The 23740-nt window shown below is 59.8% G+C and carries 18 protein-coding genes; 8 read left to right on the top strand and 10 right to left on the bottom strand.

What is annotated here, in order from left to right:
* Window positions 1-102: 102 nt before the first annotated feature.
* Both ACWKWE_RS22915 and uvrD read right to left on the bottom strand, forming a co-directional pair.
* Window positions 103-957: a Tim44 domain-containing protein gene (locus tag ACWKWE_RS22915; RefSeq protein WP_166593987.1), complete on the bottom strand. Its 855-nt coding sequence runs from the start codon at window positions 955-957 to the stop codon at window positions 103-105.
* A gap of 226 nt (window positions 958-1183) precedes the next feature.
* On the bottom strand, window positions 1184-3370 hold the full coding sequence (uvrD, locus tag ACWKWE_RS22910; protein WP_483851781.1) for a DNA helicase II: 2187 nt from the start codon (window positions 3368-3370) through the stop codon (window positions 1184-1186).
* A 335-nt stretch (window positions 3371-3705) separates the two neighbouring features.
* On the opposite strand from uvrD, the gene ACWKWE_RS22905 reads away from it, so the two are divergent.
* From ACWKWE_RS22905 to ACWKWE_RS22895, 3 genes are all read left to right on the top strand, one after another.
* Window positions 3706-5613 carry a putative bifunctional diguanylate cyclase/phosphodiesterase gene (locus tag ACWKWE_RS22905; protein WP_483851903.1) on the top strand — a complete coding sequence of 636 codons (1908 nt, stop codon included), beginning with the start codon at window positions 3706-3708 and terminating at the stop codon, window positions 5611-5613.
* A gap of 144 nt (window positions 5614-5757) precedes the next feature.
* Window positions 5758-6624 carry a transcriptional regulator HexR gene (gene hexR, locus ACWKWE_RS22900; RefSeq protein WP_166593990.1) on the top strand — a complete coding sequence of 289 codons (867 nt, stop codon included), beginning with the start codon at window positions 5758-5760 and terminating at the stop codon, window positions 6622-6624.
* 233 nt (window positions 6625-6857) lie between these two features.
* Window positions 6858-7085 (top strand): PA3496 family putative envelope integrity protein, encoded by a 228-nt coding sequence (locus ACWKWE_RS22895; protein ID WP_256665072.1) that lies wholly within the window; start codon window positions 6858-6860, stop codon window positions 7083-7085.
* On the opposite strand, the gene ACWKWE_RS22890 is transcribed toward ACWKWE_RS22895, so the two are convergent.
* Window positions 7039-7989: a LysR family transcriptional regulator gene (locus ACWKWE_RS22890; protein ID WP_483851780.1), complete on the bottom strand. Its 951-nt coding sequence runs from the start codon at window positions 7987-7989 to the stop codon at window positions 7039-7041. The two genes, ACWKWE_RS22895 and ACWKWE_RS22890, sit on opposite strands and share 47 nt — an antisense overlap.
* Window positions 7990-8185: 196 nt before the next feature.
* On the opposite strand from ACWKWE_RS22890, the gene ACWKWE_RS22885 reads away from it, so the two are divergent.
* Both ACWKWE_RS22885 and oadA read left to right on the top strand, forming a co-directional pair.
* On the top strand, window positions 8186-9601 hold the full coding sequence (locus ACWKWE_RS22885; RefSeq protein WP_166593992.1) for an acetyl-CoA carboxylase biotin carboxylase subunit: 1416 nt from the start codon (window positions 8186-8188) through the stop codon (window positions 9599-9601).
* Between the two features lie 97 nt (window positions 9602-9698).
* Window positions 9699-11504 carry a sodium-extruding oxaloacetate decarboxylase subunit alpha gene (gene oadA / locus ACWKWE_RS22880; protein WP_401145428.1) on the top strand — a complete coding sequence of 602 codons (1806 nt, stop codon included), beginning with the start codon at window positions 9699-9701 and terminating at the stop codon, window positions 11502-11504.
* A gap of 425 nt (window positions 11505-11929) precedes the next feature.
* Here oadA and ACWKWE_RS22875 read toward each other — a convergent pair whose 3' ends face one another.
* From ACWKWE_RS22875 to ACWKWE_RS22865, 3 genes are read right to left on the bottom strand one after another with little or no spacing between them, the layout of a single operon-like run.
* Entirely contained in the window at window positions 11930-12601 is a 672-nt protein-coding gene (locus tag ACWKWE_RS22875) for a GNAT family N-acetyltransferase (RefSeq protein ID WP_483851779.1), read from the bottom strand.
* A gap of 17 nt (window positions 12602-12618) precedes the next feature.
* On the bottom strand, window positions 12619-13065 hold the full coding sequence (locus ACWKWE_RS22870; RefSeq protein ID WP_166593995.1) for a GNAT family N-acetyltransferase: 447 nt from the start codon (window positions 13063-13065) through the stop codon (window positions 12619-12621).
* Window positions 13058-13696 (bottom strand): FMN-binding negative transcriptional regulator, encoded by a 639-nt coding sequence (locus ACWKWE_RS22865; RefSeq protein WP_483851778.1) that lies wholly within the window; start codon window positions 13694-13696, stop codon window positions 13058-13060. Before ACWKWE_RS22865 ends, ACWKWE_RS22870 begins: the two co-directional genes overlap by 8 nt.
* Before the next feature lie 88 nt (window positions 13697-13784).
* Between ACWKWE_RS22865 and pdxR the strand changes: the two genes are divergently transcribed.
* Together pdxR and ACWKWE_RS22855 are read left to right on the top strand one after the other, a co-directional pair.
* Complete coding sequence (gene pdxR, locus ACWKWE_RS22860; RefSeq protein ID WP_483851777.1) at window positions 13785-15326, top strand: MocR-like pyridoxine biosynthesis transcription factor PdxR; 1542 nt, start codon at window positions 13785-13787, stop codon at window positions 15324-15326.
* Between the two features lie 214 nt (window positions 15327-15540).
* A complete protein-coding gene (locus ACWKWE_RS22855; protein WP_483851776.1) occupies window positions 15541-16752 on the top strand; it encodes a YeeE/YedE family protein in 1212 nt (403 codons plus the stop codon).
* 190 nt (window positions 16753-16942) lie between these two features.
* Here the strand turns inward: ACWKWE_RS22855 and tkt are convergent, their stop codons facing one another.
* Window positions 16943-19030, bottom strand: coding sequence for a transketolase (gene tkt, locus ACWKWE_RS22850; RefSeq protein WP_483851775.1), 2088 nt, complete (start codon window positions 19028-19030; stop codon window positions 16943-16945).
* Window positions 19031-19276: 246 nt separating this feature from the next.
* On the opposite strand from tkt, the gene ACWKWE_RS22845 reads away from it, so the two are divergent.
* Window positions 19277-20158, top strand: a complete 882-nt coding sequence (locus ACWKWE_RS22845; RefSeq protein WP_178115698.1) for a bestrophin family protein — start codon at window positions 19277-19279, stop codon at window positions 20156-20158.
* Window positions 20159-20227: 69 nt separating this feature from the next.
* Here the strand turns inward: ACWKWE_RS22845 and ACWKWE_RS22840 are convergent, their stop codons facing one another.
* The 3 genes from ACWKWE_RS22840 to ACWKWE_RS22830 all read right to left on the bottom strand — a co-directional run bounded on the left by ACWKWE_RS22840 (window position 20228) and on the right by ACWKWE_RS22830 (window position 23680).
* Window positions 20228-21328, bottom strand: coding sequence for a polyamine ABC transporter substrate-binding protein (locus ACWKWE_RS22840; protein ID WP_401145441.1), 1101 nt, complete (start codon window positions 21326-21328; stop codon window positions 20228-20230).
* A gap of 31 nt (window positions 21329-21359) precedes the next feature.
* Window positions 21360-22388 carry a histone deacetylase family protein gene (locus ACWKWE_RS22835; RefSeq protein ID WP_483851774.1) on the bottom strand — a complete coding sequence of 343 codons (1029 nt, stop codon included), beginning with the start codon at window positions 22386-22388 and terminating at the stop codon, window positions 21360-21362.
* A gap of 299 nt (window positions 22389-22687) precedes the next feature.
* The gene (locus ACWKWE_RS22830) at window positions 22688-23680 is read right to left on the bottom strand and encodes an AraC family transcriptional regulator (RefSeq protein ID WP_483851773.1); all 993 of its coding nucleotides are present in this window, start codon (window positions 23678-23680) and stop codon (window positions 22688-22690) included.
* Between the last annotated feature and the right edge of the window lie 60 nt (window positions 23681-23740).

The raw sequence follows: 23740 nt of genomic DNA, 5'->3' as shown, positions 1-23740 counted from the left end.
TTTATACAGTAGCTCAAAGACATCACCAAATTAACTGCGGCCCACAAAAAACAAAACCCCGAACACAGTCGGGGTTTTGGATTAGCGAAGCGGCAAAGAGTTTCAGCCGTTCTGGCGAATACCTGCCACCAGCCAAGGCTGGTTCTCGCCCGGAGCGCGCTCCATGTTCCAGCTTTCGCTGAACACTTCGCCCTGGTCGAAGCGCGACGTTTTCGACACACCACTGAAGGTCAAGGTAGCAATGGTCTTGTCGGCGCGGTCGTCGACACCTTCAAGTTGCACGTTCAGGTTGTCGATATAGGTGGACTGGAAGCCATCACCCAGGTCTGCACGTTCTTTTTTCAGGAACTGCAGCATTTGCGGGGTCACGAACTCAGAGATTTTGTCCATCTCGTTCGCATCCCAGTGCTGTTGCAGCGACTGGAAGTGGTTACGTGCGGCCTCGATAAAGCGCTCTTCGTTGAACCACGCCGGTGCGTTGATCACCGGACGAGCCGACGCGGCGGGCGAACCGCCGAACATCGAATTGGCGTTTTGCGCAGGCTGCTGTTCGAAGGTTTCACGCTGGAACGGCGCGCCAGCCGGAGCCATGTTTGGCTGCTGCTTGCGTCGACGGGCGGCGATGAAACGGAAGATCACGAAAGCGATGACCGCCATGATCAGGATGTCGAAGAACTGCATGCCTTGGAAGCCGCCGCCCATGAACATGGAAGCGAGCAGGCCACCGGCAGCGATACCGGCCAGAGGGCCCAGCCATTTGGAAGCACCGCCCGCAGCAGGCGCAGGACGACCGGCAGCGTTAGGTGCAGCGGCAGGAGCAGAAGGAGCTGTCTGACGCGCTTGGTGACTTGGCGCCGAGCCCATGCTCTTGCCGCCACCGAAACGCGCGGCGTTAGCATCCAGACTCATGGTGAGTCCGATGACCAGCGCCAAAGCGATGCTTAGAAAACGTTGCATATTGGGAATTCCCGTTTGTGGATTGCACGCGCGCCATATTGAACAGGACAAATGTGTCTGACCAGCGACCATATGTTTCTGGCTTTTGCGTGGATCTCAATCACCCGCGTACTACTTGGGCTGCAGGGCGATTGAGAAAGTTCTGTAGGAAAGATGGGGGCCAGATGTAGGAATGCAATACCGGAGGTCAGCCATCACGCAGGTCTACTGAGGCGTCAGGGCCTGATCAAACCGGCTCCAGCTTGGCGTACCCCAGCATCAGCCACTTGCTGCCTTCGGAGAAGTTCACCTGCACCCGAGCCTGCGCACCGGCGCCTTCGAAGTTCAGGATGGTGCCCTCGCCGAACACCGCGTGCTGCACGCGTTGGCCGAGCGAGAACTGGCTTTGTGGAATGCCTTCGCCATCGAACAGCCGGCTCGGCGCCATGGTCTTGGAGCCACCGAAAGGGCGTGTAACGCTGTTGGACAAGCGCACTTCCTGAATCAGATTCGGCGGGACTTCACGTACGAAGCGCGACACCTTGTTGTAGGTCTCGCTGCCGTACAGACGTCGGGTTTCGGCGTACGTCAGCACCAGATGTTGCATTGCTCGGGTAATACCGACGTAAGCCAGGCGGCGTTCTTCTTCCAGACGGCCCGGTTCTTCCAGGCTCATCTTGTGCGGAAACAGGCCTTCTTCCATGCCAACGAGGAACACATACGGGAACTCAAGACCTTTGGCACTGTGCAGCGTCATCAGCTGGATGCTGTCTTCGTGCTCATCGGCCTGGGTGTCGCCTGCCTCCAGTGAAGCATGGCCGAGGAACGCGGCCAGTGGCGTCAAGTCTTCCTCGTCTTCGCTGTTTTCGAAGGCGCGGGCGGCACTGACCAATTCCTCAAGGTTTTCTACCCGAGCCTGGCCTTTCTCGCCTTTTTCTTCCTGGTGATAGGTGATCAGCCCGGACTGCTCGATGACGGTCTGGGTCATCAGGTGCAGCGGCATCTCCATGACCTTGGCCGAGAGGTTCTCGATCAGTTCGATAAACCCGCCCAAGGCGCTGGCGGCCCGACCGGTCACGCCTTTGTTAGCCACCAGCAGTCGCATGGATTCCCACATCGACACATCGGCGTGGCGCGCATGCTCGCGAATGGCTTCGACGGTTTTCTCGCCAATGCCACGGGGCGGCACGTTGATCACGCGTTCGAGGGCTGAATCGTTGCCACGGCCTTCCAGAACGCGCAGATAGGCCATGGCGTTCTTGATTTCGGCCCGTTCGAAGAAGCGCTGACCGCCATAAATGCGGTATGGGATGCGCTCGCGCAACAGGGCCTCTTCCAACACCCGGGATTGGGCGTTGGAGCGGTAGAGAATGGCGATGTCGCTGCGGGACATGCCGGTCTTGATCGCGCTCTCGATGGTCTCGACCACGTAGCGCGCTTCATCGTGTTCGTTGAAGGCGGCGTACAGGCTGATCAGTTCGCCGTCGCCGACATCGGTCCACAGCTCTTTGCCCAGACGGCCACTGTTGTTGACGATCAGACCGTTGGCAGCCTTCAGGATGCTCGCGGTGGAGCGGTAGTTCTGCTCCAGTCGGATCGTCTCGGTATCCGGGAAGTCATCGGAATACTGATGAATGTTCTCGATCTTCGCGCCGCGCCAGCCGTAAATCGACTGATCGTCGTCGCCGACCACCATCAGGCTGTCGCCACCCTTGGCCAGCAACCGCAGCCAGGCGTACTGCACGGCATTGGTGTCCTGGAATTCGTCTACAAGGACGTGGCGGAAACGGCGCTGGTAATGCTCCAGCAGGCCAGGATTGTCGCGCCACAGGTCCAGCGCACGTAGCAGCAGTTCCGAGAAGTCGATGACGCTGGCCCGTTGGCACGCCGCTTCGTAATTCTCGTAGATGCCCTTCATGGTGCTGAGGAACAGGTCGCCAGATGCCTGAATGTGCTTGGGACGCAGCCCTTCATCCTTCTGGCCGTTGATGAACCATTGCGCCTGACGCGCAGGCCATTTCTGCTCGTCCAGACCCATCTCGCGGATGACGCGCTTGACCAGACGCTGCTGGTCGTCGCTGTCGAGAATCTGGAAATTCTGGTTCAGTCCGGCTTCCTGCCAGTGCGCACGCAATAGACGGTGCGCCAGCCCGTGGAAGGTGCCGACCCACATGCCTGCCGGGTTGATGCCCATCAGCTGCTCGATGCGATGGCGCATCTCGGCGGCTGCCTTGTTGGTGAACGTCACCGACAGGATCGAGTGGGGCGACGCGTTCTCAACCTGGATCAACCAGGCGATACGGTGCACCAGCACGCGGGTTTTGCCGGAGCCTGCGCCAGCGAGAACCAACTGACGACCCACGGAGGCGGCGACCGCCTGGCGTTGGGCATCGTTGAGGGAGTTGAGCAGAAGGGAGAGGTCATCAGTATGCATCGGGGCATTCTAGGGTGCCGACGGATGCCGGGCAAACTCTAACGCTGGTCGGTCGTGAAAAGCTGTCGCCCTCTGCCTGTCGGAGCGGAAAACCGTCACGTATGCCGACCATTCACGCAATTTATTTCCCTGACTGTTTGGTCTCTTCGGTGGCTTGTGTATGCTCCGTGCACGTTCAAGGCTCACTAATTATAAGAATCGCCATGACCACCAGCTCCAAAGCCCCGGCCGATGCTGTGGCGACACGACGTGTCATCCGCAGACAGTTCGCCACCCAGCTTGCCGTCGAGCGCACACGCCTTCTTTATCAGGGGTCGCTGCTGCCGACTCTGTTCATGTTCATCAATGGTTTGCTCTGCGCCTGGCTGCTCTGGAGTCCGCAGCGGTACGTGCTCGTCAGTATTTGGGTGGGCTGGCTGTCAGCGCTGGTGTGCCTGCGGGTGCTTCAGGTGGCGGCGTTTCGTGCGGCGCCACCGGAGCGCCAGGCGCATCCGGTCTGGACGCGGATGTTTCTGGCGGGGGCCTGTGTCAGCGGGTTCACGCTCTCCAGCGCGGCGCTGGTGCTGGTTCCCGTGGAAAGCTTCGTGCAACAGGCGTGGGTCTTCGGCCTGATCGGCGCGGCCACGCTCTCGGCCAGCGTGGCCTATGCCGCAAGCATCCCGGCCTTTCTGACGTTCACCGTGCCCTGTCTGCTGCCGCCCATCCTCTATCTGTTCTGGGGTGGCGACGTGCCGTTGCGCGGCTGGGGCTGGCTAGGGTTGATCCTGCTGCTGGCGCTGATCGTCGTGGCGGCGCAGGTCAACCGGTTGATTGAGCGAGGTCTGACCCGGCGCTTTCAGAATCAGGCCTTGATTGAGCACCTGCAACAGGCTCAAGCCCAAAGCGAAGCGCTGAATCGAGAGCTGACGCGGCAATATGAAGAGCGTGCCCGATTCCTCTCGCACTATGACGAGCTGACAGGTCTGGCCAACCGCGCGCTGTTCAACGAGCGGCTGCGCGAAGCCAATCAGCGCGTACGCCACGGCAGGCAAACCCTGGCGCTGCTGCACATCAATCTGGACCGTTTCAAGCTGCTCAACGACAGCCTTGGGCATGAGGTTGCCGATCAATTGCTGCGCCAGATAGGCCGCCGCATCAGCGCCGAGCTGGCGGACGCCGATACTGTGGCACGCTTGTCCGCCGATGAGTTCGCGGTGCTGTTCGATACCTTCGGCAACCTGACGACGCTGACGCGAATGACCACCCGGTTGCTGAACAAACTTCGTTCCCCGGTTCTGGTGGCTGGGCACGAGCTGGTGGTCAGCGCGTCCATCGGCATCGCCTTGCTGCCGGATTCGGCCAGAGACATTTCTGCGTTAGTCACCCAAGCCAACATGGCGATGCAGCACGCCAAACACTTGGGCGGTAACAATTTCCAGTTCTACACCGACAGCCTGCAAGCCCGGACGCTTGAGCGTTTGCAGCTGGAGATTCAACTGCGCCGAGCGATTGAAGACGGTCAGTTGGAGGTCTTCTATCAGCCCAAGCTCGAACTGGCGACGGGTCAGCTCAGTTCTGCCGAGGCCCTTGTGCGTTGGCGGCATCCGGTGCTCGGCATGGTACCGCCCAGCGAATTCATCGGCCTGGCCGAAGAGTCCGGGCTGATCGCCGACATCGGCGAGTTCGTGCTGCGCCGCGCCTGCCGACAGGCCTGTGAATGGCAAGCCAGCGGGCTGCGGCCCATTCGGGTGTCAGTCAATTTGTCCGTGCATCAATTGCGGCAGGGCAAGCTCGTCAGTCTGGTGCGTCAGGTGCTCGATGAAAGCGGGCTGCTGCCTGAATACCTGGAGCTTGAACTGACCGAAAGTCAGTTGCTGGACAGCGTCGAGCACATCATCTGCACCTTCCAGCAGTTGCGTGAGCTGGGCGTGAAGTTGGCTATCGATGATTTCGGCACAGGCTATTCGTCACTCAGTTACTTGAAGCGCTTCCCCGTGGACTACGTAAAAATTGATCAAGCATTTGTCAGAGGCCTGAACGAGGGCACCGAAGACGCCGCCATCACGCGGGCGATCATCGCCATGGCTCACAGCCTTGAATTGAAGGTGGTCGCCGAAGGGGTAGAGAACGAGCAACAGCTGGAATTTCTCCGAGCCCATGCATGCGACGAGGTGCAAGGCTACCTGGTCAGTCGGCCTGTGGAGGCCAATGCGATCGGCACTGTCCTACGTGATTGTGAAGCTGTGGCCTGGAGTCCCGTGTGAAAAGTCCTACACTGCATGGCGACCCGTCGCTCCGGGCTTTTCGTTTGGAATCATCAAACTCGTTTAGCTGTGCGGTTTGCAGGTCATGTAGTATAACTACAAGAAAGCTACAGCCCGACCCATCCTCCTATTGAGTCCTGTCCTTTGAATCTGTTGCAGCACATCGCCCAGTCTCGCCATCTCTTGCGTAAGTCGGAGCTCAAGGTAGCCGACCATGTGCTACTTGATCCTGCGGCCGTGATGCACAGTTCCATGGCCGATCTGGCCCACAGCGTGGGCATCAGTGAGCCGACCATCGTGCGATTCTGTCGTGCGATTGGCTGCACCGGTTTCCAGGATCTCAAACTCAAACTGGCGCAAAGCCTTGCGGCGGGCGCGAGTTTTGGGCAGTTCGCGATTCATGAAGACGACTCGGTTGCGGACTACAGCCTTAAAATCTTCGATACCACGCTCCATACGTTGATGGAAGTTCGGGAAAAGCTCGACCCTCACGCGTTGCAGGCGGCGGTGACCGTGATGGCTGCGGCCCATCGTGTGGAGTTTTACGGGTTCGGCGCGTCGGGCGCGGTCGCGGCTGACGCCCAGCACAAATTCTTCCGACTGTTGCTTACGGCGGCGTCCTACTCCGACCCGCACATGCAGGCCATGTCGGCGGTAACGCTCAAGCCCACAGACGTCGCGGTGTGCATCTCACAGTCGGGCCGGTCGAAGGACCTGCTGATCACGGCCAACCTCGTACGCGAGAGCGGCGCGAATCTGATCACCCTGTGCCCGAGCCAGACCCCCTTGGCCGAACTCTCGACTGTCAACCTGGCGATCGACGTGCACGAAGACACCGAAATCTACACGCCGTTGACCTCGCGTATCGCCCATTTGGTCGTGATCGATGTGCTGGCAATGGGCGTGGCGATGGCCCGTGGCCCGAGCCTGGTCAATCACCTGAAGAGCGTGAAGCGCAGCTTGCGTAGCTTGCGGCTGTCGCCGAAGTCGATCAAGTCGTCGGAAGATTGATATCAGCCACGCCTTTGATTTTCTGTGGGCACGAATTCATTCGCGAGACTTCGATACATTCGCAACGAATGTGTCGTCTTTACGACTGAATCGTGAATGAATTCGCTCCCACAGAGTTAACCACGGCGTCTCGCCATCCGGCCCAACCTTCACCAACTTGTAACGCTTCCGAAGCCTGATCGTCACCGCGTTCCGCCACTCTGTACTCCCGCACACGCAATGGGAGACAGGATATGCCTCGGCACTACGATGACTCGCAGCAGCAAAGCAACAGCGCCAAAACCCGCCGTCAGCAGGAAGACCAGCGCCGCATGGCGTTTCGGCGTGCGATTGAAACGCGGTCCGAAGACCGTCGCCTCACCCTCGAATTCGATGACTACCTGGACGCAGACTCCGCCAGCTTTTGGCAGAGCGCTAGCGTTTCGGAAGGTGCCCGTCAAAGCGCGCGACCAGCTCGCTGATCTGTGCACGCTCGGTGCGAATGAACGCCAGGAAGGCATGCGCCACTGGTGACAGACGTTTCTCCCGAGCCTGTACGACGCACCAACTGCGATAAAGCGGCAGTTCGGCCACGGGCAGCTCCTTGAGCGTGCCAGTGGCCAGTTCCAGACTCAGCGCATGCCTCGTCAGCAGCGCCACCCCCAGCCCTGCCACGACACACTCCCGTTGAGCTTCCGCCGAAGACACCTCCAGCGAATGCTCGAAGTGAGTGCGTTTCTCCTTGAAGTATTCCTCGCACGCCTTGCGCGTTCCCGACCCCTGCTCGCGTACCACCAGCGTGTAGGCTTCCAGATCTTTCAGCGACAGATTTGGCCGTTGTGAAAGCGGATGGTCCGGTCGCGCCACCGCCACGATGGGATTGTTGAGGAAAGGTAGAAACTCCAGCCCCATGTCCTGCGGAACCATTGACATCACCACCAGATCATCGCGGTTGTCGGACAGCCGTCGAATCACCTGGGCCCGATTGACTACCGTGAGGTTGAGCATGACTTCGGGGTATTGGCGCTTAAAAGCTGCGAACAGATGGGGAACGAAGTATTTCGCGCTGGACTCAATGGCGAGCTTCAACTGCCCTTGAAGCGAGCCCTGCATGTCCGACAGCTGCATGTCGAGATTCTCAAGGCGCCCGAAAATGTCGCGACTGGCCAGTTGAAGCGCCTCGGCAGCTTCGGTCAGATAGAGCTTCTTGCCCACGTACTCGAACAGCGGCTGGCCGATGAGCTCTTCAAGCTGACGGATCTGCAAGCTGACGGCAGGTTGCGTGAGGGACATTTCTTCAGCCGCACGGCTGTAGGACCGAAGATCGCAAACCTCATTGAAGATTCGCAATTGACGCAATGTCATACGCATCAATGACTTACGCATCTTTCGATTCCCCTGCTCATGGCTGAAAGCGCAACTATAAGGTTTTACTTATGTTTAACCCAATTTTTACTCATTTTTGTTAATTGCTGATTCGTCATAGGGTGAGCCATCGCTGCGACGCAACACGTTGTAACGCTATGTCGCTCCGTACTGACCGGGTTTCCGGTCCGTCTGCTCATCGGTCGAGGAAATGCCAGTGATAACAAAAATCCTGATCGCCAACCGTGGGGAAATTGCTGTCCGGATCGTGCGCGCTTGCGCCGAAATGGGCATCCGTTCCGTGGCGATCTACTCCGACGCGGACCGCCATGCGCTCCACGTAAAGCGTGCGGATGAGGCCTATGGCATTGGTTCCGAACCGCTGGAGGGTTACCTGAACCCGCGCAAGTTGGTGAACCTGGCCGTGGAAACCGGATGCGACGCGTTGCATCCCGGTTATGGCTTCCTCTCGGAAAACGCCGACCTGGCTGAGATCTGCGCCGAACGGGGAATCAAATTCATCGGCCCTTCCGCCGAAGTGATTCGCCGCATGGGCGACAAGACTGAAGCCCGCCGCAGCATGATCAAGGCCGGCGTGCCGGTCACCCCCGGCACCGAAGGCAACGTTGCCGACATCGCCGAAGCGTTGACCGAAGGTGATCGCATCGGTTACCCAGTGATGCTCAAGGCCACCTCGGGTGGTGGCGGTCGCGGCATTCGTCGTTGCAACAGCCGTGAAGAACTGGAGCAGGCATTCCCTCGGGTCATTTCCGAGGCCACCAAGGCGTTCGGCAAGGCTGAAGTCTTTCTGGAGAAGTGCATCGTCAATCCCAAGCACATCGAGGCGCAGATCCTCGGTGACAGCTTCGGCAATGTCGTGCACCTGTTCGAGCGTGATTGCTCGATCCAGCGTCGCAACCAGAAGCTCATCGAAATCGCCCCAAGCCCTCAATTGACCCCCGAACAGCGCGCCTACATCGGCGACCTGTCGGTGCGCGCCGCCAAGGCCGTGGGTTACGAGAACGCGGGCACCGTGGAGTTCCTGCTCGCCGAGGGCGAGGTGTACTTCATGGAAATGAACACTCGGGTGCAGGTGGAACACACCATCACCGAGGAAATCACCGGCATCGACATCGTGCGCGAGCAGATTCGCATCGCGTCCGGCCTGCCGCTCTCGGTGAAGCAGGAAGACATCATTCACCGGGGTTTCGCGTTGCAGTTCCGCATCAACGCCGAAGACCCGAAAAACAACTTTCTCCCAAGCTTCGGCAAGATCACCCGTTATTACGCGCCGGGTGGCCCTGGCGTGCGGACCGACACGGCGATCTACACCGGCTACACCATTCCGCCGTACTACGACTCAATGTGCCTGAAGCTGATCGTCTGGGCGCTGACTTGGGAAGAAGCGATGGACCGGGGCCTGCGCGCGCTGGACGACATGCGCCTGCAAGGCGTGAAGACCACCGCCGCGTACTACCAGGAAATCCTGCGCAACCCGGAATTCCGTAGCGGCCAGTTCAATACCAGTTTCGTCGAGAGCCACCCTGAACTGACCAACTACTCGATCAAGCGCAAACCCGAAGAGTTGGCCCTGGCCATCGCCGCCGCCATCGCCGCCCACGCAGGCATTTAAAAGCAGCGTCGAGCTGCGAGCGTCAAGCCTCAAGTAAAAGCCGTTCTCGGTGACTTGTAGCTGTGGCTCGGAGCTTGAAGCTTGTGAGGAGATAAGAATGACGAAGAAGATCTTTGTAACCGATACGATCCTGCGTGACGCTCACCAGTCGCTGCTGGCGACCCGCATGCGCACCGAAGACATGCTGCCGATCTGCGAGAAGCTCGACAAAGTCGGCTACTGGTCGCTGGAAGTCTGGGGCGGCGCGACGTTTGACGCGTGCGTGCGTTTCCTCAAAGAAGACCCGTGGGAGCGCCTGCGCCAACTTCGCGCGGCGCTGCCGAACACCCGCCTGCAAATGCTGCTGCGCGGCCAGAATCTGCTGGGCTATCGCCATTACAGCGACGACGTGGTCAAAGCTTTCGTCGCCAAGGCTGCCGTCAACGGCATCGACGTGTTCCGCATCTTCGACGCCATGAACGACGTGCGTAACCTGCGGGTGGCCATCGAAGCGGTGAAGGCTGCGGGCAAACATGCGCAGGGCACCATTGCGTACACCGTCAGTCCGGTACACACCGTCGAGGCCTTTGTTGCTCAGGCCAAGCAGATGGAAGCGATGGGCTGCGACTCCGTGGCGATCAAGGACATGGCCGGTCTGCTGACACCGTTCGCGGCTGGCGAACTGGTCAGGGCGCTGAAAGCCGAGCAGTCGCTGCCGGTGTTCATCCACTCCCACGACACTGCGGGTCTGGCCGCGATGTGCCAGCTCAAGGCGGTCGAAAACGGCGCCGATCACATCGACACCGCGATCTCCAGCTTTGCGTGGGGCACCAGCCATCCGGGCACCGAATCGATGGTTGCTGCGCTCAAGGGCAGCGAATTCGACACCGGTCTGGACCTGGAGCTGCTGCAGGAAATCGGCCTGTATTTCTATGCGGTGCGTAAGAAGTATCACCAGTTCGAGAGCGAATTCACCGCTGTTGACACCCGCGTGCAGGTCAACCAAGTGCCTGGCGGCATGATTTCCAACCTCGCCAACCAGCTGAAAGAGCAGGGCGCGCTGAACCGCATGGGCGAAGTGCTGGCAGAGATCCCACGCGTTCGCAAGGACCTGGGCTACCCACCTCTGGTGACTCCGACCTCGCAGATCGTTGGTACTCAGGCGTTCTTCAACGTGCTGGCGGGTGAGCGTTACAAGACCATCACCAACGAAGTGAAGCTCTACCTCACGGGCGGCTACGGCAAAGCACCGGGTCAGGTCGACGAGAAGCTGCGTCGTCAGGCCATTGGCAACGAAGAGGTTATCGACGGGCGTCCGGCAGACCTGCTGAAACCGGAAATGACCAAGCTGCGCGGCGAAATCGGCGCGTTGGCTAAATCTGAAGAAGACGTGCTGACGTACGCAATGTTCCCGGACATTGGCCGCAAGTTCCTCGAAGAACGCGCTGCGGGTACCCTGGCGCCAGAGCCACTGCTGCCGATTCCGGAGCCGGGCGCTGTGGCGCGGGCGGGCGGTGAAGGCGTGCCGACCGAGTTCGTCATCGACGTTCACGGCGAAAGCTACCGCGTCGACATCACCGGTGTAGGCGTCAAGGCCGAGGGCAAGCGCCACTTCTACCTGTCCATCGACGGCATGCCCGAAGAAGTCGTGTTCGAGCCCCTCAACGAGTTCGTCGGCGGTGGCATTGGCAAGCGCGCCCAGGCCAGCAAACCGGGCCACGTCAGCACCACCATGCCGGGCAACATCGTCGATGTGCTGGTCAAGGAAGGTGACACGGTCAAGGCCGGTCAGGCAGTGCTGATCACCGAAGCGATGAAGATGGAGACCGAGGTTCAGGCAGCCGTCGCGGGCAAGGTCGTGGCGATCCACGTGGCCAAAGGCGACCGCGTGAATCCGGGTGAGATTCTGGTCGAGATCGAATGATCGCGATTCATCAAGCTGAAACAGCCTGACGCGCACAGACGCGGCAGGCTGGACGATTACCTCTGGGGGAGCTCTCGTGGCTCCTCTTTTTTTGTCCTGCAGAAGCTGTTTCTGCAGCAGTTCTGTTGCTGATGTCGTGCAGCGTGGCTGAATGAACACAATCCCTGTGGGAGCGAATTCATTCGCGAAAAAGGGTCAGCCGATAGAGATGTGTCAGCTGCACTGCCCAATCGCGAATGAATTCGCTCCTACAGGAGTTGGTCTGAGCCACGTAAATTGAGCCTGGCGCGGGTTCAACTGTGGGAGCGAATTTATTCGCGAAAAAGGGACAGGCAATAGAGATGTGTCGGTTGCACTGGCCAATCGCGAATGAATTCGCTCCCACAGGTTTGATGCTCTCCAGCCAAATTAACGAGTGAATTCGCTCATGCGTGGCGCAAATCCGCCAACGTCTTGATTTGCTCGCCATCCTTGAAGTTATCCACAGCCAGCCACGCTACGAAGGCTTTCTCCAACTCGGGCCATTCGCTGTCGATGATCGAGAACCACGCGGTATTGCGGTTCTGGCCCTTGACGATCATGTGCTGGCGGAACGTGCCTTCGAAGCTAAAGCCAAAGCGCTCTGCCGCGCGCTTGGAGCGGGCGTTGTCGCCGTTGCATTTCCACTCCAGGCGGCGGTTGCCCAGTGCGAACGATTCTTTCGCCAGCAAATAAACCGCCTCGGTGCTTTTCGGCGTGCGTTGCATCGACGCGCCGAACGTCACGTGGCCGATTTCGATCCGGCCCGCACTCGGCACGATCGACATCAGGCTGAGAAACCCGTCGATGTCGCCCGTTTGCTGATCGATCACGGTGTAGAACCAAGGATCGGTCGAGTTTTGCAGCCCGGCCAAGTAGTCATTGAATGCGGCGCGTTCGGTAAACGGGCCGACAGCCAGGTAGTCCCACAATCTCGGGTCGGCGCCGGGGCCTTCGAGCGCTGTCCACAGGCCGTCCGCGTGATGTGCGGCGTCGAGTTTTTCCAGGCGGATGAACCGGCCATTCAGGGTGCGCGTGTCCGGCAGTTTGGCCGGTTGCCAGTGTTCGAGGTTCGACATGTTCAGAATTCCAGAGCTCAAAGCGGTTTACGGAATTGAATGAAGCCAGGGCGTTCGGCGATGCGTTCGTACAGCTGGATTGCGGTCGTGTTGGTCTCGTGGGTCAGCCAGTGAACCTTGTCAGCGCCGTCTTTCTTGGCTGTCGCGTACACATGTTCGATCAGCTGGCGCCCGACGCCGGTGCCGCGTTGGTCCGGGGTGACGAGCAAGTCTTGCAGGTAGCACGACCAATTGATGCTCCAGTTGGAGCGATGGTAGATGAAGTGCACCATGCCCACCGCTTTACCGTCCTGCCAGGCGAGGGCGGCATTGGTCGGCTCATTGCTGTCGAGAAAGCGTTTCCAGGTGCTTTCGGTGACCGCGTCCGGCAATTCCGTCTTGTAGAAGGTCAGGTAGGCTTTCCACAGCGGCAGCCAGGCAGCGTGGTCGTCGGCGGTAACAGGGCGGATCTGTACGTCAGACACGGGTTTCTCCTTGGCTCATCAAACGAGCGATTTCCTGATCGGTTTGATCCTGGCTGGCGGCCAGGCCTTTGCTGACGCCGGCGATGTCTTCGGCGCTGCGATTCTGGTTGAGCTTGCGTTTGCCTTCGATGCGTTCGATGGGGATGGCGAACCCGACGATGGCGTTGAGCATTTTCTCGACGTAATCGGCCGGCGCATCGCTCACTGCCCAAGGCTCGGCGCGCTTGCCTTCATGCTTGTCGGTCAGGTCGCTGACGAGCTGCAACAGGCGTGCGGGGTCGGTGAAGACCTCCGCGCGGCCATAGGCATGCACGGCGAGGTAATTCCAGGTCGGCACCACTTTTCCGTGTTCGGCCTTGGCAGCGTAAAAAGACGGGCTGATGTAGGCGTCCGGCCCTTGGAAAATCACCAGCGCTTCGCCAGATGCCAACGCCTTCCACTGCGGGTTGGCCTTGGCCAGATGGCCGAACAGCGTGCCATGCGGCCCTTGGTTCGGGTCGAGTAATAGCGGGACATGGCTCGCGTGCAGGCCTGTTTCGTCGACGTTGATCAAGGTCGCCAGGCGCGTACCTTCGATCTGTCGATGCAGGCTGGCGAGGTCCTCATCTTTGAAATAGCTGGGTGTATACATGAAATTTTCCTTGGCGATTGGCCCCATCCTAGGCAGCCTATTGGTCTGTTGTAAGAACCATTAATGGTCAATTTTGTAGAGCCAATCCATGCCAATCACGCTATCGCTAACCTTCGATTTCGCCGGGATCGAGCTGGACCGCCAACAGGGCCTAAGTCGCCAGCTGTATCAGGCGTTGCGCCAGCGAATCCTTGACGGGCGTTTGGGCAGCGGCACGCGCTTACCCGCCAGCCGAGATTTGGCCCTGGCGCTTTCGATTTCCCGCAACAGCGTGATGCGCGCCTACGACCAGTTGTACGCCGAAGGTTTTACTGAAGGGCGAATTGGTGACGGTACTTACGTCGCTCAACTGCCGGACAAACCCATGTCCGCCAAAAAATTATCCACAAAAGTGTCCACAGGCTTATCACCAGGCTTATCAACACGTTTATCCACATTTTCGCTAAATGAACCTGGTGATTTATCCAGTAAAGTTATCCACAGCGCATCGATAGTGCGACTGGAACAGCATCATTTAAAGCCCCATTTGCAGGGTTTGCCGAGGGCATTTCGGGTCGGCATTCCTGCATTCGATCTGTTCCCGTTCGACGTGTGGGGCAAGCTGCACGCGGCTTTCTGGCGAAAACCGGGGTTGCACCAGTTGGGTTATGGCGACCCGGCAGGGGAGTGGCGGCTGCGCGAGCTGATCTCGGTGTATTTAAGAACATCTCGTGACTTGCAGTGTGACCCTGAACAAATTGTGATCACCAGTGGCGCGCAGCAGGCGATTGCCCTTTGTGCACAGTTGCTCTTGAACGATGGCGACGGCGTGGCGATTGAAAACCCCGGCTATCGCGCCGCTGGGCATGCGTTCGCCGTGGCGGGCGCGACATTGCGCGGCATGCCGGTGGACGAGGAGGGGATGCGCAGTCCGGATTTGAAGGACAGGAATTGCAAACTGGCCTACGTCACGCCGTCTCACCAATACCCGTTGGGCGTGACCATGAGCCTGGCGCGGCGCCTGGAGTTGCTCGCCTGGGCCGAGCGTACCCAAGGGTGGATCGTCGAGGACGATTACGATGGCGAGTACCGCTACAGCGGCGCACCGCTTGCGCCCTTGGCTGCACTGGACCGGCATGGGCGGGTGCTTTACGTCGGCACCTTCGGCAAGGTCGCGTTCCCGGCGCTGCGCCTCGGCTATCTGGTGTTGCCGCGCAATCTGGTCAAGCCGTTCAGCCAGCGGCGTGCTGTGGACATGCGGCATTCGGAGATTGGCACTCAGGCGGTCATGGCCGAGTTCATCGCGGCGGGACATTTCCAGCGGCACATTCGGCGCATGCGCCGAGCGGCATTGAGTCGGCGGGATGCGTTGCTGGCGGGATGGCCCGAGGATGTACGGGGCTGCAGTCCCATGCCCAAGCCGGTGGCGGGGTTGCACGTGTCGGTGGCGGTCGAGAGCCTGGCGCGAGAAAGAGAACTGGTGGCCAAGGCTGACAGCGTGGGTGTCGAGATCGGGGCGTTGAGTGATTATTGGCTCCCGGATTCCCAAACCCCTGTGGATAACCGGGCGGGGTTGGTGTTGGGGTTTGCGGCGGTGCCCGAGGCAGACATTGCGTCGGCGCTGGAGCGGTTGCGGGGTGTTTGGATCTGAAACGCAATCCTTTGTAGGAGCGTGGCTTGTCCCGCGATCGGCTGCGAAGCAGTCGTAAACCTGCAACCAGGTATGACGGATGTACCGCATTCGCTGAAGTTGCTGCCGGTTCCCGGCAGATCGCGGGACAAGCCACGCTCCTACAGGTGCGCGCCGAGTCGTCAGTTGCAGGGTTATACTCGCGCCCATCGCAAACATACCCTGAGACACATCCATGAGCCTCCCTCTTTCCGCCGCCCCTGAGCGCAAGCTCGGTACGCCGCTGATCGCTTGCATCCTGTTGGTTATCGGCGCGCTGTTTCTTCAGTCCGCCGTCGGCGGCAAGCAGGTCTTGTTGCTGATCGTCGGCGCCGCATTGGGCCTGACTCTTTATCACGCGGCCTTCGGTTTCACCTCAGCCTGGCGCGTGTTCATCAACGAGCGACGCGGCGCGGGTCTGCGGGCGCAGATGGTCATGCTGGCGATTGCGGTCGTGTTGTTCTTCCCGGCCTTGGGCGCGGGGACGCTATTCGGCACGCCGGTCACCGGACTGGTCGCGCCTGCCGGCGTTTCCGTCGTGTTCGGAGCGTTCATTTTCGGTATCGGCATGCAGATGGGCGGTGGTTGCGCGTCAGGTACGCTGTTCACCGTCGGGGGCGGCAATGCGCGGATGCTGGTCACGCTGCTGTTCTTCATCATCGGCTCGGTGATTGCCACCCATCACGCCGACTGGTGGTTCTCACTGCCGTCGTTCCCGGCGACCTCTATCGTCAAAACCTTCGGCGTGATGCCCGCGCTGATCATGAGTCTCGCGCTGTTCGCTGTGATCGCCCTGATCACGATCAAGCTGGAAAAACGTCGTCATGGCGAACTCGAAGCCGCTGTCACGAGTGAGCACGTGGGCCTGCGTCGCTTCCTACGAGGCCCGTGGCCGCTGGTGTGGGGTGCGATTGCGCTGGCGTTGCTCAACTACGCGACCCTCGCGTTGGCGGGGCGTCCCTGGGGCATCACCTCGGCGTTTGCCTTGTGGGGCGCGAAAGTCGCCAGCGCGCTGGGTGTGGACGTCGGCAGTTGGGTGTTCTGGCAGATGCCAGCCAATGCCAAGGCTTTGGCCGCGCCGGTGTGGGAAGATATCACCACGGTCATGGACATCGGCATCATGTTGGGTGCGGCCGTGGCGGCGGGGCTTGCAGGACGTTTCTCGCCAAGCCTGAAGATCCCTACCCGTTCGCTGATCGCGGCCGTGTTGGGCGGTTTGTTGTTGGGGTACGGCTCGCGTTTGGCCTATGGCTGCAACATCGGCGCGTATTTCAGCGGCATCGCTTCTGGCAGCCTGCACGGCTGGCTGTGGCTGATCGCAGCGTTTGCGGGGAATGCGGTGGGCGTGCGGATTCGTCCGTTCTTCTTTGAGGGCGAGCGGCGTCCGGTGGTGTTGAGCGGGTGTTGATTACTGCCTGACAGCACTGCCGCAGTTTTGCGGCACTCATAAAACCCTCTGTGGGAGCGAATTCATTCGCGATGCGGTAGTACATCCGACAAATTTTCGTCGGATGTACCGGCCTCTCGCGAATGAATTCGCTCCCGCAGGTGATCATCGTGTGCCAAGCCTATGTCTTGTCAGATAACGAAGGTCAGCGTCATTTCCCGAGTTGGGATTTGGCGACCTTAGCAATGTTCTCAGCCGTAAACCCGAACTTCGCCTGCAGTTTGTCGATGGGCGCTGATGCCCCGAACGTGTTCATCACGATCTTCGCGCCGGTCTGGCCGACGTACCGATCCCAACCCACAGGCCCGGCCTGCTCCACCACGACGCGGGCTTTCACGTTCGGCGGCAGCACTTCGTCGCGATACGCCTTATCTTGATCCTCGAACAGCTCCCAGCTCGGCATCGACACTACGCGGGCCGCGATACCTGCTGCCTTGAGTGTTTCGAACGCCTCGACGGTCATGCCGACTTCGCTGCCGGTGGCGATGAGAATCACCTCGACCTTGCCCTCGACCGCGTCGGCCAACACGTACGCACCACGTGCAACGTGCTCGGCACTGGCGTATTTAGCGCGATCTAGCGTCGGCATCGGTTGGCGCGACAGCACCAGACACGTAGGTCGATGGGTTTGCGCCAAGGCCACTTTCCAGGCTTCGGTGGTCTCGTTGGCATCGCCCGGACGCAGAGTCAGCAGGCCGGGGGTGGCGCGCAGTTGGGTCAGGTGTTCGATGGGTTGGTGAGTCGGGCCGTCTTCGCCAACGCCGATGGAGTCGTGGGTGAAGACGAAAATCACCGGCAGCTCCATGATCGACGCCAGGCGAATCGGCGGCTTCATGTAGTCGCTGAACACCAAGAATGTCGAGGTGTACGGGCGGATGTAGGACAGCGCCAGGCCGTTGGCAATCGAGCCCATGGCGTGTTCGCGAATCCCGAAATGAAGGTTGCGGCCGCTGTAGCTGCCAGCCTCGAAACTGCCAGCGCCTTCAAACGTGAGGTTGGTTTTGGTCGAAGGGGAAAGGTCAGCCGAGCCGCCGATCAACCAGGGAATCTGCTGGGCGAAACCGTTGAGCACCTTGCCGCCTGCCGCTCGGGTCGCGATGCCTTTGGCGTCGGTATCGAAACTGACCGCCGTGTTGCGCCAGCCTTCGGGCATCTCGCCTTGACGCATACGTTGGAGCTCGTCGGCCAGTGCAGGCTGCTCTTTCTCGAAGCGGGCAAAGGTTTCCTTCCACGCGTCATAGCCGCTGCCGTTGCGTTTCAGCAGGGCGTCGCGCAGGTAATGGCGCGCTTCTTCAGGCACCAGGAAGCTGCTGTTTTCGTCCCAGCCGTAAGCTTTTTTGGTCAGCTTGATTTCATCTTCGCCCAGCGGTTCGCCGTGGGCGGCAGCGGTGTTGTGTTTGTTCGGCGAGCCGTAGCCGATCACGCTGTCGACCACGATCAGCGTCGGAGCGTCATCGGTCTGCTGGAAGGTCTGGATTGCCTGAGCCAGCGCGGCCGCATCGTTGGCGTCCTTCACGTGCAGGGTCTTCCAGCCGTAGCCTTCGAAGCGTTTCAGCGGATCGTCGCTGTAGGCCAATTCGGTATGGCCTTCGATGCTGATGGTGTTGTTGTCGTAAATCCAGCACAGGTTCGACAGCTTCAAATGACCGGCCAGCGACGCTGCTTCTGCGGTCACGCCTTCCATCATGTCGCCGTCGCCGCACAGCACGTAGACGTTGTAATCGAACAGCGTCGCGCCGGGCTTGTTGAAATGCTCACCCAGCCAGCGTGAGCCCATCGCCATGCCCACGCTGTTGGCGCAGCCCTGACCCAACGGGCCGGTGGTGGTCTCGACGCCGGTGGTCATGCGGTATTCAGGGTGACCGGGGGTTTTCGAATCCATTTGGCGAAACTGCTTGATGTCTTCCAGGCTGATCGCCGGTTTGCCGGACGGCTTGCCGTGTTCGTCGATCTCGATCACGCCCGCCAAGTGCAGCAGCGAATAGAGCAGCATCGAGGCGTGACCGACTGACAGCACAAACCGGTCGCGGTTGGGCCAGTCGGGATGTTCCGGGTGATAGCGAAGGAAATCTTTCCACACCGTGTAGCCGACCGGGGCCAGTGCCATCGGCGTGCCGGGGTGGCCAGAGTTGGCCTTTTGTACGGCGTCCATGGCCAAAGTGCGGATGGTATTGATGGTCAGTTGGTCGCGATCGGTGTGGGGTGCAGGTCGTTCGGTGGAGGTGGCAGACGCGCTCATTAACATTCTCCTCGTGACGTGTGGCTGAAGCTTCCAGATAGGTGTTGAGCGCGGGGGAGGCGGGTTCGTTCCATGAATAATCCGTCACCTGACTGGCTGTTGGCGGACGAAGGCGGGTCGCGCTTTTAAGGCATTTGGTTACATTTCCACTGGTGGGCAGCCCGAACGATCTGTAACAACTGTATTCGAACCCCTTTGCGACTCCAGCTTGTTGCGGGGTCGACGGTTGCAAACAGGGGGTGACCATTGCAGGAAACGATCATCAAGAAATACCGCGCCATGATCAGGACGTTTACCTACATCGGTTGGTCGCTGTTCTGGCTGCTGATTTGGGACATCGTTGTCACGGTCGACTTCATGCTGTACCTGGAACGCAAGATCACACTGCCGTCGATGCCTCTCACGTTGCTGGGCTCGGCGCTGGTGGTGCTGACCAGCTTTCGTAACTCCAGTGCCTACAACCGGTGGTGGGAAGCCCGCACGTTATGGGGCGCGCTGGTCAACAATTCCCGCAGCTTCGCGCGGCAAGTGCTGACACTGATCGACGACGGCACCGAGCTGAATCCGGTCAAAGCCGTACTGCTGCGTCGGCACGTGGCCTACGTGGAATGCCTGTCGGCGCACCTCAAGGGCGAACAATGCGGTGAGGACGTCACGGCGATGATTTCCCGCGAGGAATACGACCGCCGCACACGCACCAACAACTTTCCCAATGACATCCTCAACGAGTCTGCCGCGATCATCGCGGGCGAATATCAAGCCGGTCGGCTGGACAGCATTCGTCTGGCGCGGCTCGAATCGACGATGGTGGAGATTTCCAACTGCCAGGGCGGGATGGAGCGCATCGCCAACACGCCGCTGCCTTATCCCTACGTGACCTTCCCGCGACTGTTCATCACGCTGTTCTGCATCATCGTGCCGATCGGGTTGGTGGAAACGTTGGGCTGGTTCACGCCACTTGCATCGACGGTGGTGGGTTTCATGCTGCTGGCGATCGAACGCATTGGCACCGACCTGCAAAGCCCGTTCAAGGCGTCCGAGCATGAGATTCAGATGAAGGCGTTGTGCGCGAATATTTCGGGGAATTTGAACTCGATGCTTCGCGATGCCACAGAGAAGCAGCGATGAGTGACGAGCTGCAAGCTTCAAGCGGGTGTACGCCACTTGCAGCTTGCGGCTCGAAGCTTGCCGCTGTTTCTAGGTGCCGGACTTGATCTTGGTCCATACCCGCGTCCGCGCGCGTTCGGCTTCGCGTGGCAACGGCGTCAGCGTGTAGAGGGTTTTCATCGCTTCGGCGGTCGGGTAAAGGTTCGGGTTGTTACGAATCGCGGGATCGACCTTGTCCGTCGCGTCCTTGTTCGGATTTGGATAGCCGACAAAATCGCTGATCGGCGCGATCACCTCAGGCTGCAGGAGGTAGTTGATGAAGGTATGCGCATCCTCCACGTCCTTCGCGCCTTTCGGGATGGCCAGCATGTCGAACCAGATCGGTGCGCCTTCTTTCGGTAGGCGCATGTCCACGACCACGCCATTCTTCGCTTCCTTCGCCCGGTTGGCGGCTTGCGAGAAGCTGCCCGAATAACCCACGGCCACGCAGATGTCGCCGTTGGCGATGTCAGCCATGTACTTGGACGAGTGAAAATAGGTGATGTATGGGCGGATCTTCATCAGCAAGGCTTCCGCCTTGTCGTAGTCCTTTGGATTCTTGCTGTTCGGATCAAGCCCCAAATGTTGCAGGGCGAGTGGCAGAATCTCGGAAGGCGAATCGAGCAGCGTCACACCGCACTGCTTCAATTTGCTGATGTTCTCTTCCTTGAAGATCAAATCCCAGCTGTCCACAGGCGCCTTGTCGCCCAGCACGGCCTTGACCTTGTCCGGGTTGAAGCCGATCAGGATCGTGCCGTACATGTACGGCACAGCGAATTTGTTGCCTGGATCGTTGGCTTCCAGCAGTTTCATCAGGCTCGGGTCGAGGTGCGAATAGTTCGTTAATTTGCTCTTGTCCAAGGGTTGAAACACGCCCGCCTGAATCTGCTTGGCCAGAAACACGTTGGAAGGCACCACCACGTCATAACCGGAGTTGCCCGTCAGCAGCTTGGCTTCGAGGGCTTCGTTGGTGTCGAAGATGTCGTAGATCAGCGGGACCTTGGTGTCCTTCTTGAAGTTCTCCAGGGTCTGCGGGGTGATGTAGTCGAACCAGTTGTAAACGCGCAGGGTTTTCTGTTCATCGGCGTGGGCCATGCCGCCGAGCATGGCGGCGCACAGGGCGGGGGCGATCAAGCGCTTGAGTCTGTTCATCGTTGTCTCTCTTCTTTTTAAGTCGGAGGGGTCAGACGCTTTCGAAACCTTCCAGCACGTTCACGGCGTTGATGCCGATTTCTTCGACGGCGTAGCCGCCTTCCATCACGAACAGCGTGGGTTTGCCCAGGCGTGCGATGCGTTCGCCCATGCGCAGGTAGTCCGGGCTGTCGAGCTTGAATTGCGAGATTGGGTCGTCCTTGAAGGTGTCCACGCCCAGCGACACCACGACGATGTCCGCGCCGAAGCGGTCGATCTCGTCACAGGCTTTTTCCAGCGCGGCGCTCCAGGCTGTCCAATCGCTGCCTGCGGCCAGTGGATAGTTGAAGTTGAAGCCTTCACCCGCGCCTTCGCCCAGCTCGTCTTCATAGCCGAGGAAGAAAGGAAATTCAGCCTCAGGGTGGCCGTGAATCGAGGTGAACAGCACGTCGCTGCGCGCGTAAAAAATCGACTGCGTGCCGTTGCCGTGGTGGTAATCGACGTCGAGGATGGCGACCTTTTTGTGGCCTTGGTCGATAAAGGCCTGCGCAGCGATGGCAGCGTTGTTCAGGTAGCAATACCCGCCCATGACGTCGCTGGCGGCGTGGTGTCCCGGCGGGCGGCACAGGGCGAAGGCGCTGCGCGCTCCCTTTTGAATCGCGGCCTGCGCAGTGAGAGCGACTTGCGCAGCGCTGTATGCGGCTTGCCAGGTGCCCGCGGTGATCGGTGCTCCGGCATCAAAGGTGTAGTAGCCCAGCTGGCCGTGCAGGCTGGTGGGGATGACCGAACGCAATGTGCGTGCTGGCCAGGTGAACGGCAGCAGGTCGCCTTGGGGGTTGGTCGCTGCCCAGCGAGCCCATGCGCCTTTGAAGAATTCCAGAAACGCTTCGGTGTGAATGCGCTTGATCGGCTCGATGCCGAAATCCTGCGGGCCTTCGACGGCGCCAATTTCGCGATCCTTGACCCGTTGCAGGACGTGGTCGGCACGGGAGGGCATTTCGAAGCAGGGCATCAATTGCCCGTCGATCAACTCGCAACGGCCATGGTGCAGATGGTGATCGTCTGAATAGATCGTCAGCATTTTCTTGTTCTCCTGTGGGCATCGGTGTCCGACATTCTTGAGGCGGACGACTTTTCGGAGAACGACGGAAACGGCCAAAAGGGGATGTATTCGGCCATAAAAGCTGTCCGAAAATCGCCCCTGAATAGGGCGCCGCACCCTGTTTGGAGGCGCGGATCACAAATCGATTGGCCGGTGATATTCCATTGTAGGAATGAGCTTGCTCGCGATCGAGGTCTGTCCGACACCGCAGGGGGGACTGACATACCGGTATCGCGAGCAAGCTCACTCCTACAGGGGACATGCGGCAAATCAGGTATTCAAAGCCTGAACTGACTCGGCGCCACGCCGCTCCAGCGAATGAACGCATGCCGAAAACTCGCCGTTTCGCTGAAGCCCAACACCTCGGCAATGTGATGAATTGGTAAATGGTCATCCTGCAACAGTTGCTTGGCTCGCTCGAAGCGTAGCTCGTCGAGCAACTGCTGATAGCTGCTGCCGGTGGCCTGCAAATGACGACGCAGTGTACGCTCGGAACAGTTCATCTTCTGCGCGAGCTGCCGTAGGCTTGGGGATTGGTCGAGCTGATCCGCGAGCAAATGACGAATGCGTCCCAGCCAAGCCTGACGCCCGGTGAACTCGATGTTCTGTCGACGGCAGCGTTCGCGCATGTCGCGATGGGTGACGGGATCGGCAAGGGTCAGCGGCTGATCGAGCCAACGTCTGTCGAAGGCAAAGGCGTTGTCTTCTGCGTTGAAGCGCACCTCGCAGGCGAAACTTTCTCGGTAGCTTCCCTGATAATCCGGGGCGTCGTGAGCGAATCGTGCTGCCAGAAGCGGCAGCGGTTTGCCGAGCAAGTCATCGCAGATCACCTTGAGCGACGCCATGCACAGCTCGGCGTTGAAGACCCGCAAGCCCTCGTCGTCCCGATAATCGCTGGCGCTGAACCAGACGCGGTCGCCGTCTTCGACTAACTGTAGTTCGAACAGCGTCCCGAGCAGCGCCGGGTATTCCAGCGCCAGGCGCAGGGCGTCACCGAAAGTGGCACTGGTGAGCAGGGCGTAACCGAGAATCCCGTAAGACGACACATGCATGCGCCGCCCCAGCGGCAACCCGATTTCCCGACGCAACGCCACCGCGTTGGAACAGACCTGCATTTCCTGAAAGGTGGTAATGCGAATGTCCGGCCGACTCAGGTCCGCTTCCGTGATCCCACTCCCGGCCAGCAACGCCTCGCTGCCCCACCCCTCGGCCGAAAACGTCTCCAGCACCAGCGACACGGCGTTGAGGGTGGTGAGGTGCGAATGAAGCATGAGGGCATTCCGATTGTTTTTTTGATCGGAAAGGGGGAGCAAGAGATGTGCCGTGTACAA

Source organism: Pseudomonas salicis (assembly GCF_057128705.1).
This window is presented reverse-complemented; position numbering and strand designations above follow the sequence as displayed.

Coding starts and splice junctions, on each gene's coding strand:
- ACWKWE_RS22915 (WP_166593987.1), bottom strand. CDS start 957: ATGCAACGTTTTCTAAGCATCGCTTTGGCGCTGGTCATCGGACTCACC.
- uvrD (WP_483851781.1), bottom strand. CDS start 3,370: ATGCATACTGATGACCTCTCCCTTCTGCTCAACTCCCTCAACGATGCC.
- ACWKWE_RS22905 (WP_483851903.1), top strand. CDS start 3,706: ATGTTCATCAATGGTTTGCTCTGCGCCTGGCTGCTCTGGAGTCCGCAG.
- ACWKWE_RS22895 (WP_256665072.1), top strand. CDS start 6,858: ATGCCTCGGCACTACGATGACTCGCAGCAGCAAAGCAACAGCGCCAAA.
- ACWKWE_RS22890 (WP_483851780.1), bottom strand. CDS start 7,989: ATGCGTAAGTCATTGATGCGTATGACATTGCGTCAATTGCGAATCTTC.
- oadA (WP_401145428.1), top strand. CDS start 9,699: ATGACGAAGAAGATCTTTGTAACCGATACGATCCTGCGTGACGCTCAC.
- ACWKWE_RS22875 (WP_483851779.1), bottom strand. CDS start 12,601: ATGTCGAACCTCGAACACTGGCAACCGGCCAAACTGCCGGACACGCGC.
- ACWKWE_RS22865 (WP_483851778.1), bottom strand. CDS start 13,696: ATGTATACACCCAGCTATTTCAAAGATGAGGACCTCGCCAGCCTGCAT.
- pdxR (WP_483851777.1), top strand. CDS start 13,785: ATGCCAATCACGCTATCGCTAACCTTCGATTTCGCCGGGATCGAGCTG.
- ACWKWE_RS22855 (WP_483851776.1), top strand. CDS start 15,541: ATGAGCCTCCCTCTTTCCGCCGCCCCTGAGCGCAAGCTCGGTACGCCG.
- tkt (WP_483851775.1), bottom strand. CDS start 19,030: ATGAGCGCGTCTGCCACCTCCACCGAACGACCTGCACCCCACACCGAT.
- ACWKWE_RS22840 (WP_401145441.1), bottom strand. CDS start 21,328: ATGAACAGACTCAAGCGCTTGATCGCCCCCGCCCTGTGCGCCGCCATG.
- ACWKWE_RS22835 (WP_483851774.1), bottom strand. CDS start 22,388: ATGCTGACGATCTATTCAGACGATCACCATCTGCACCATGGCCGTTGC.
- ACWKWE_RS22830 (WP_483851773.1), bottom strand. CDS start 23,680: ATGCTTCATTCGCACCTCACCACCCTCAACGCCGTGTCGCTGGTGCTG.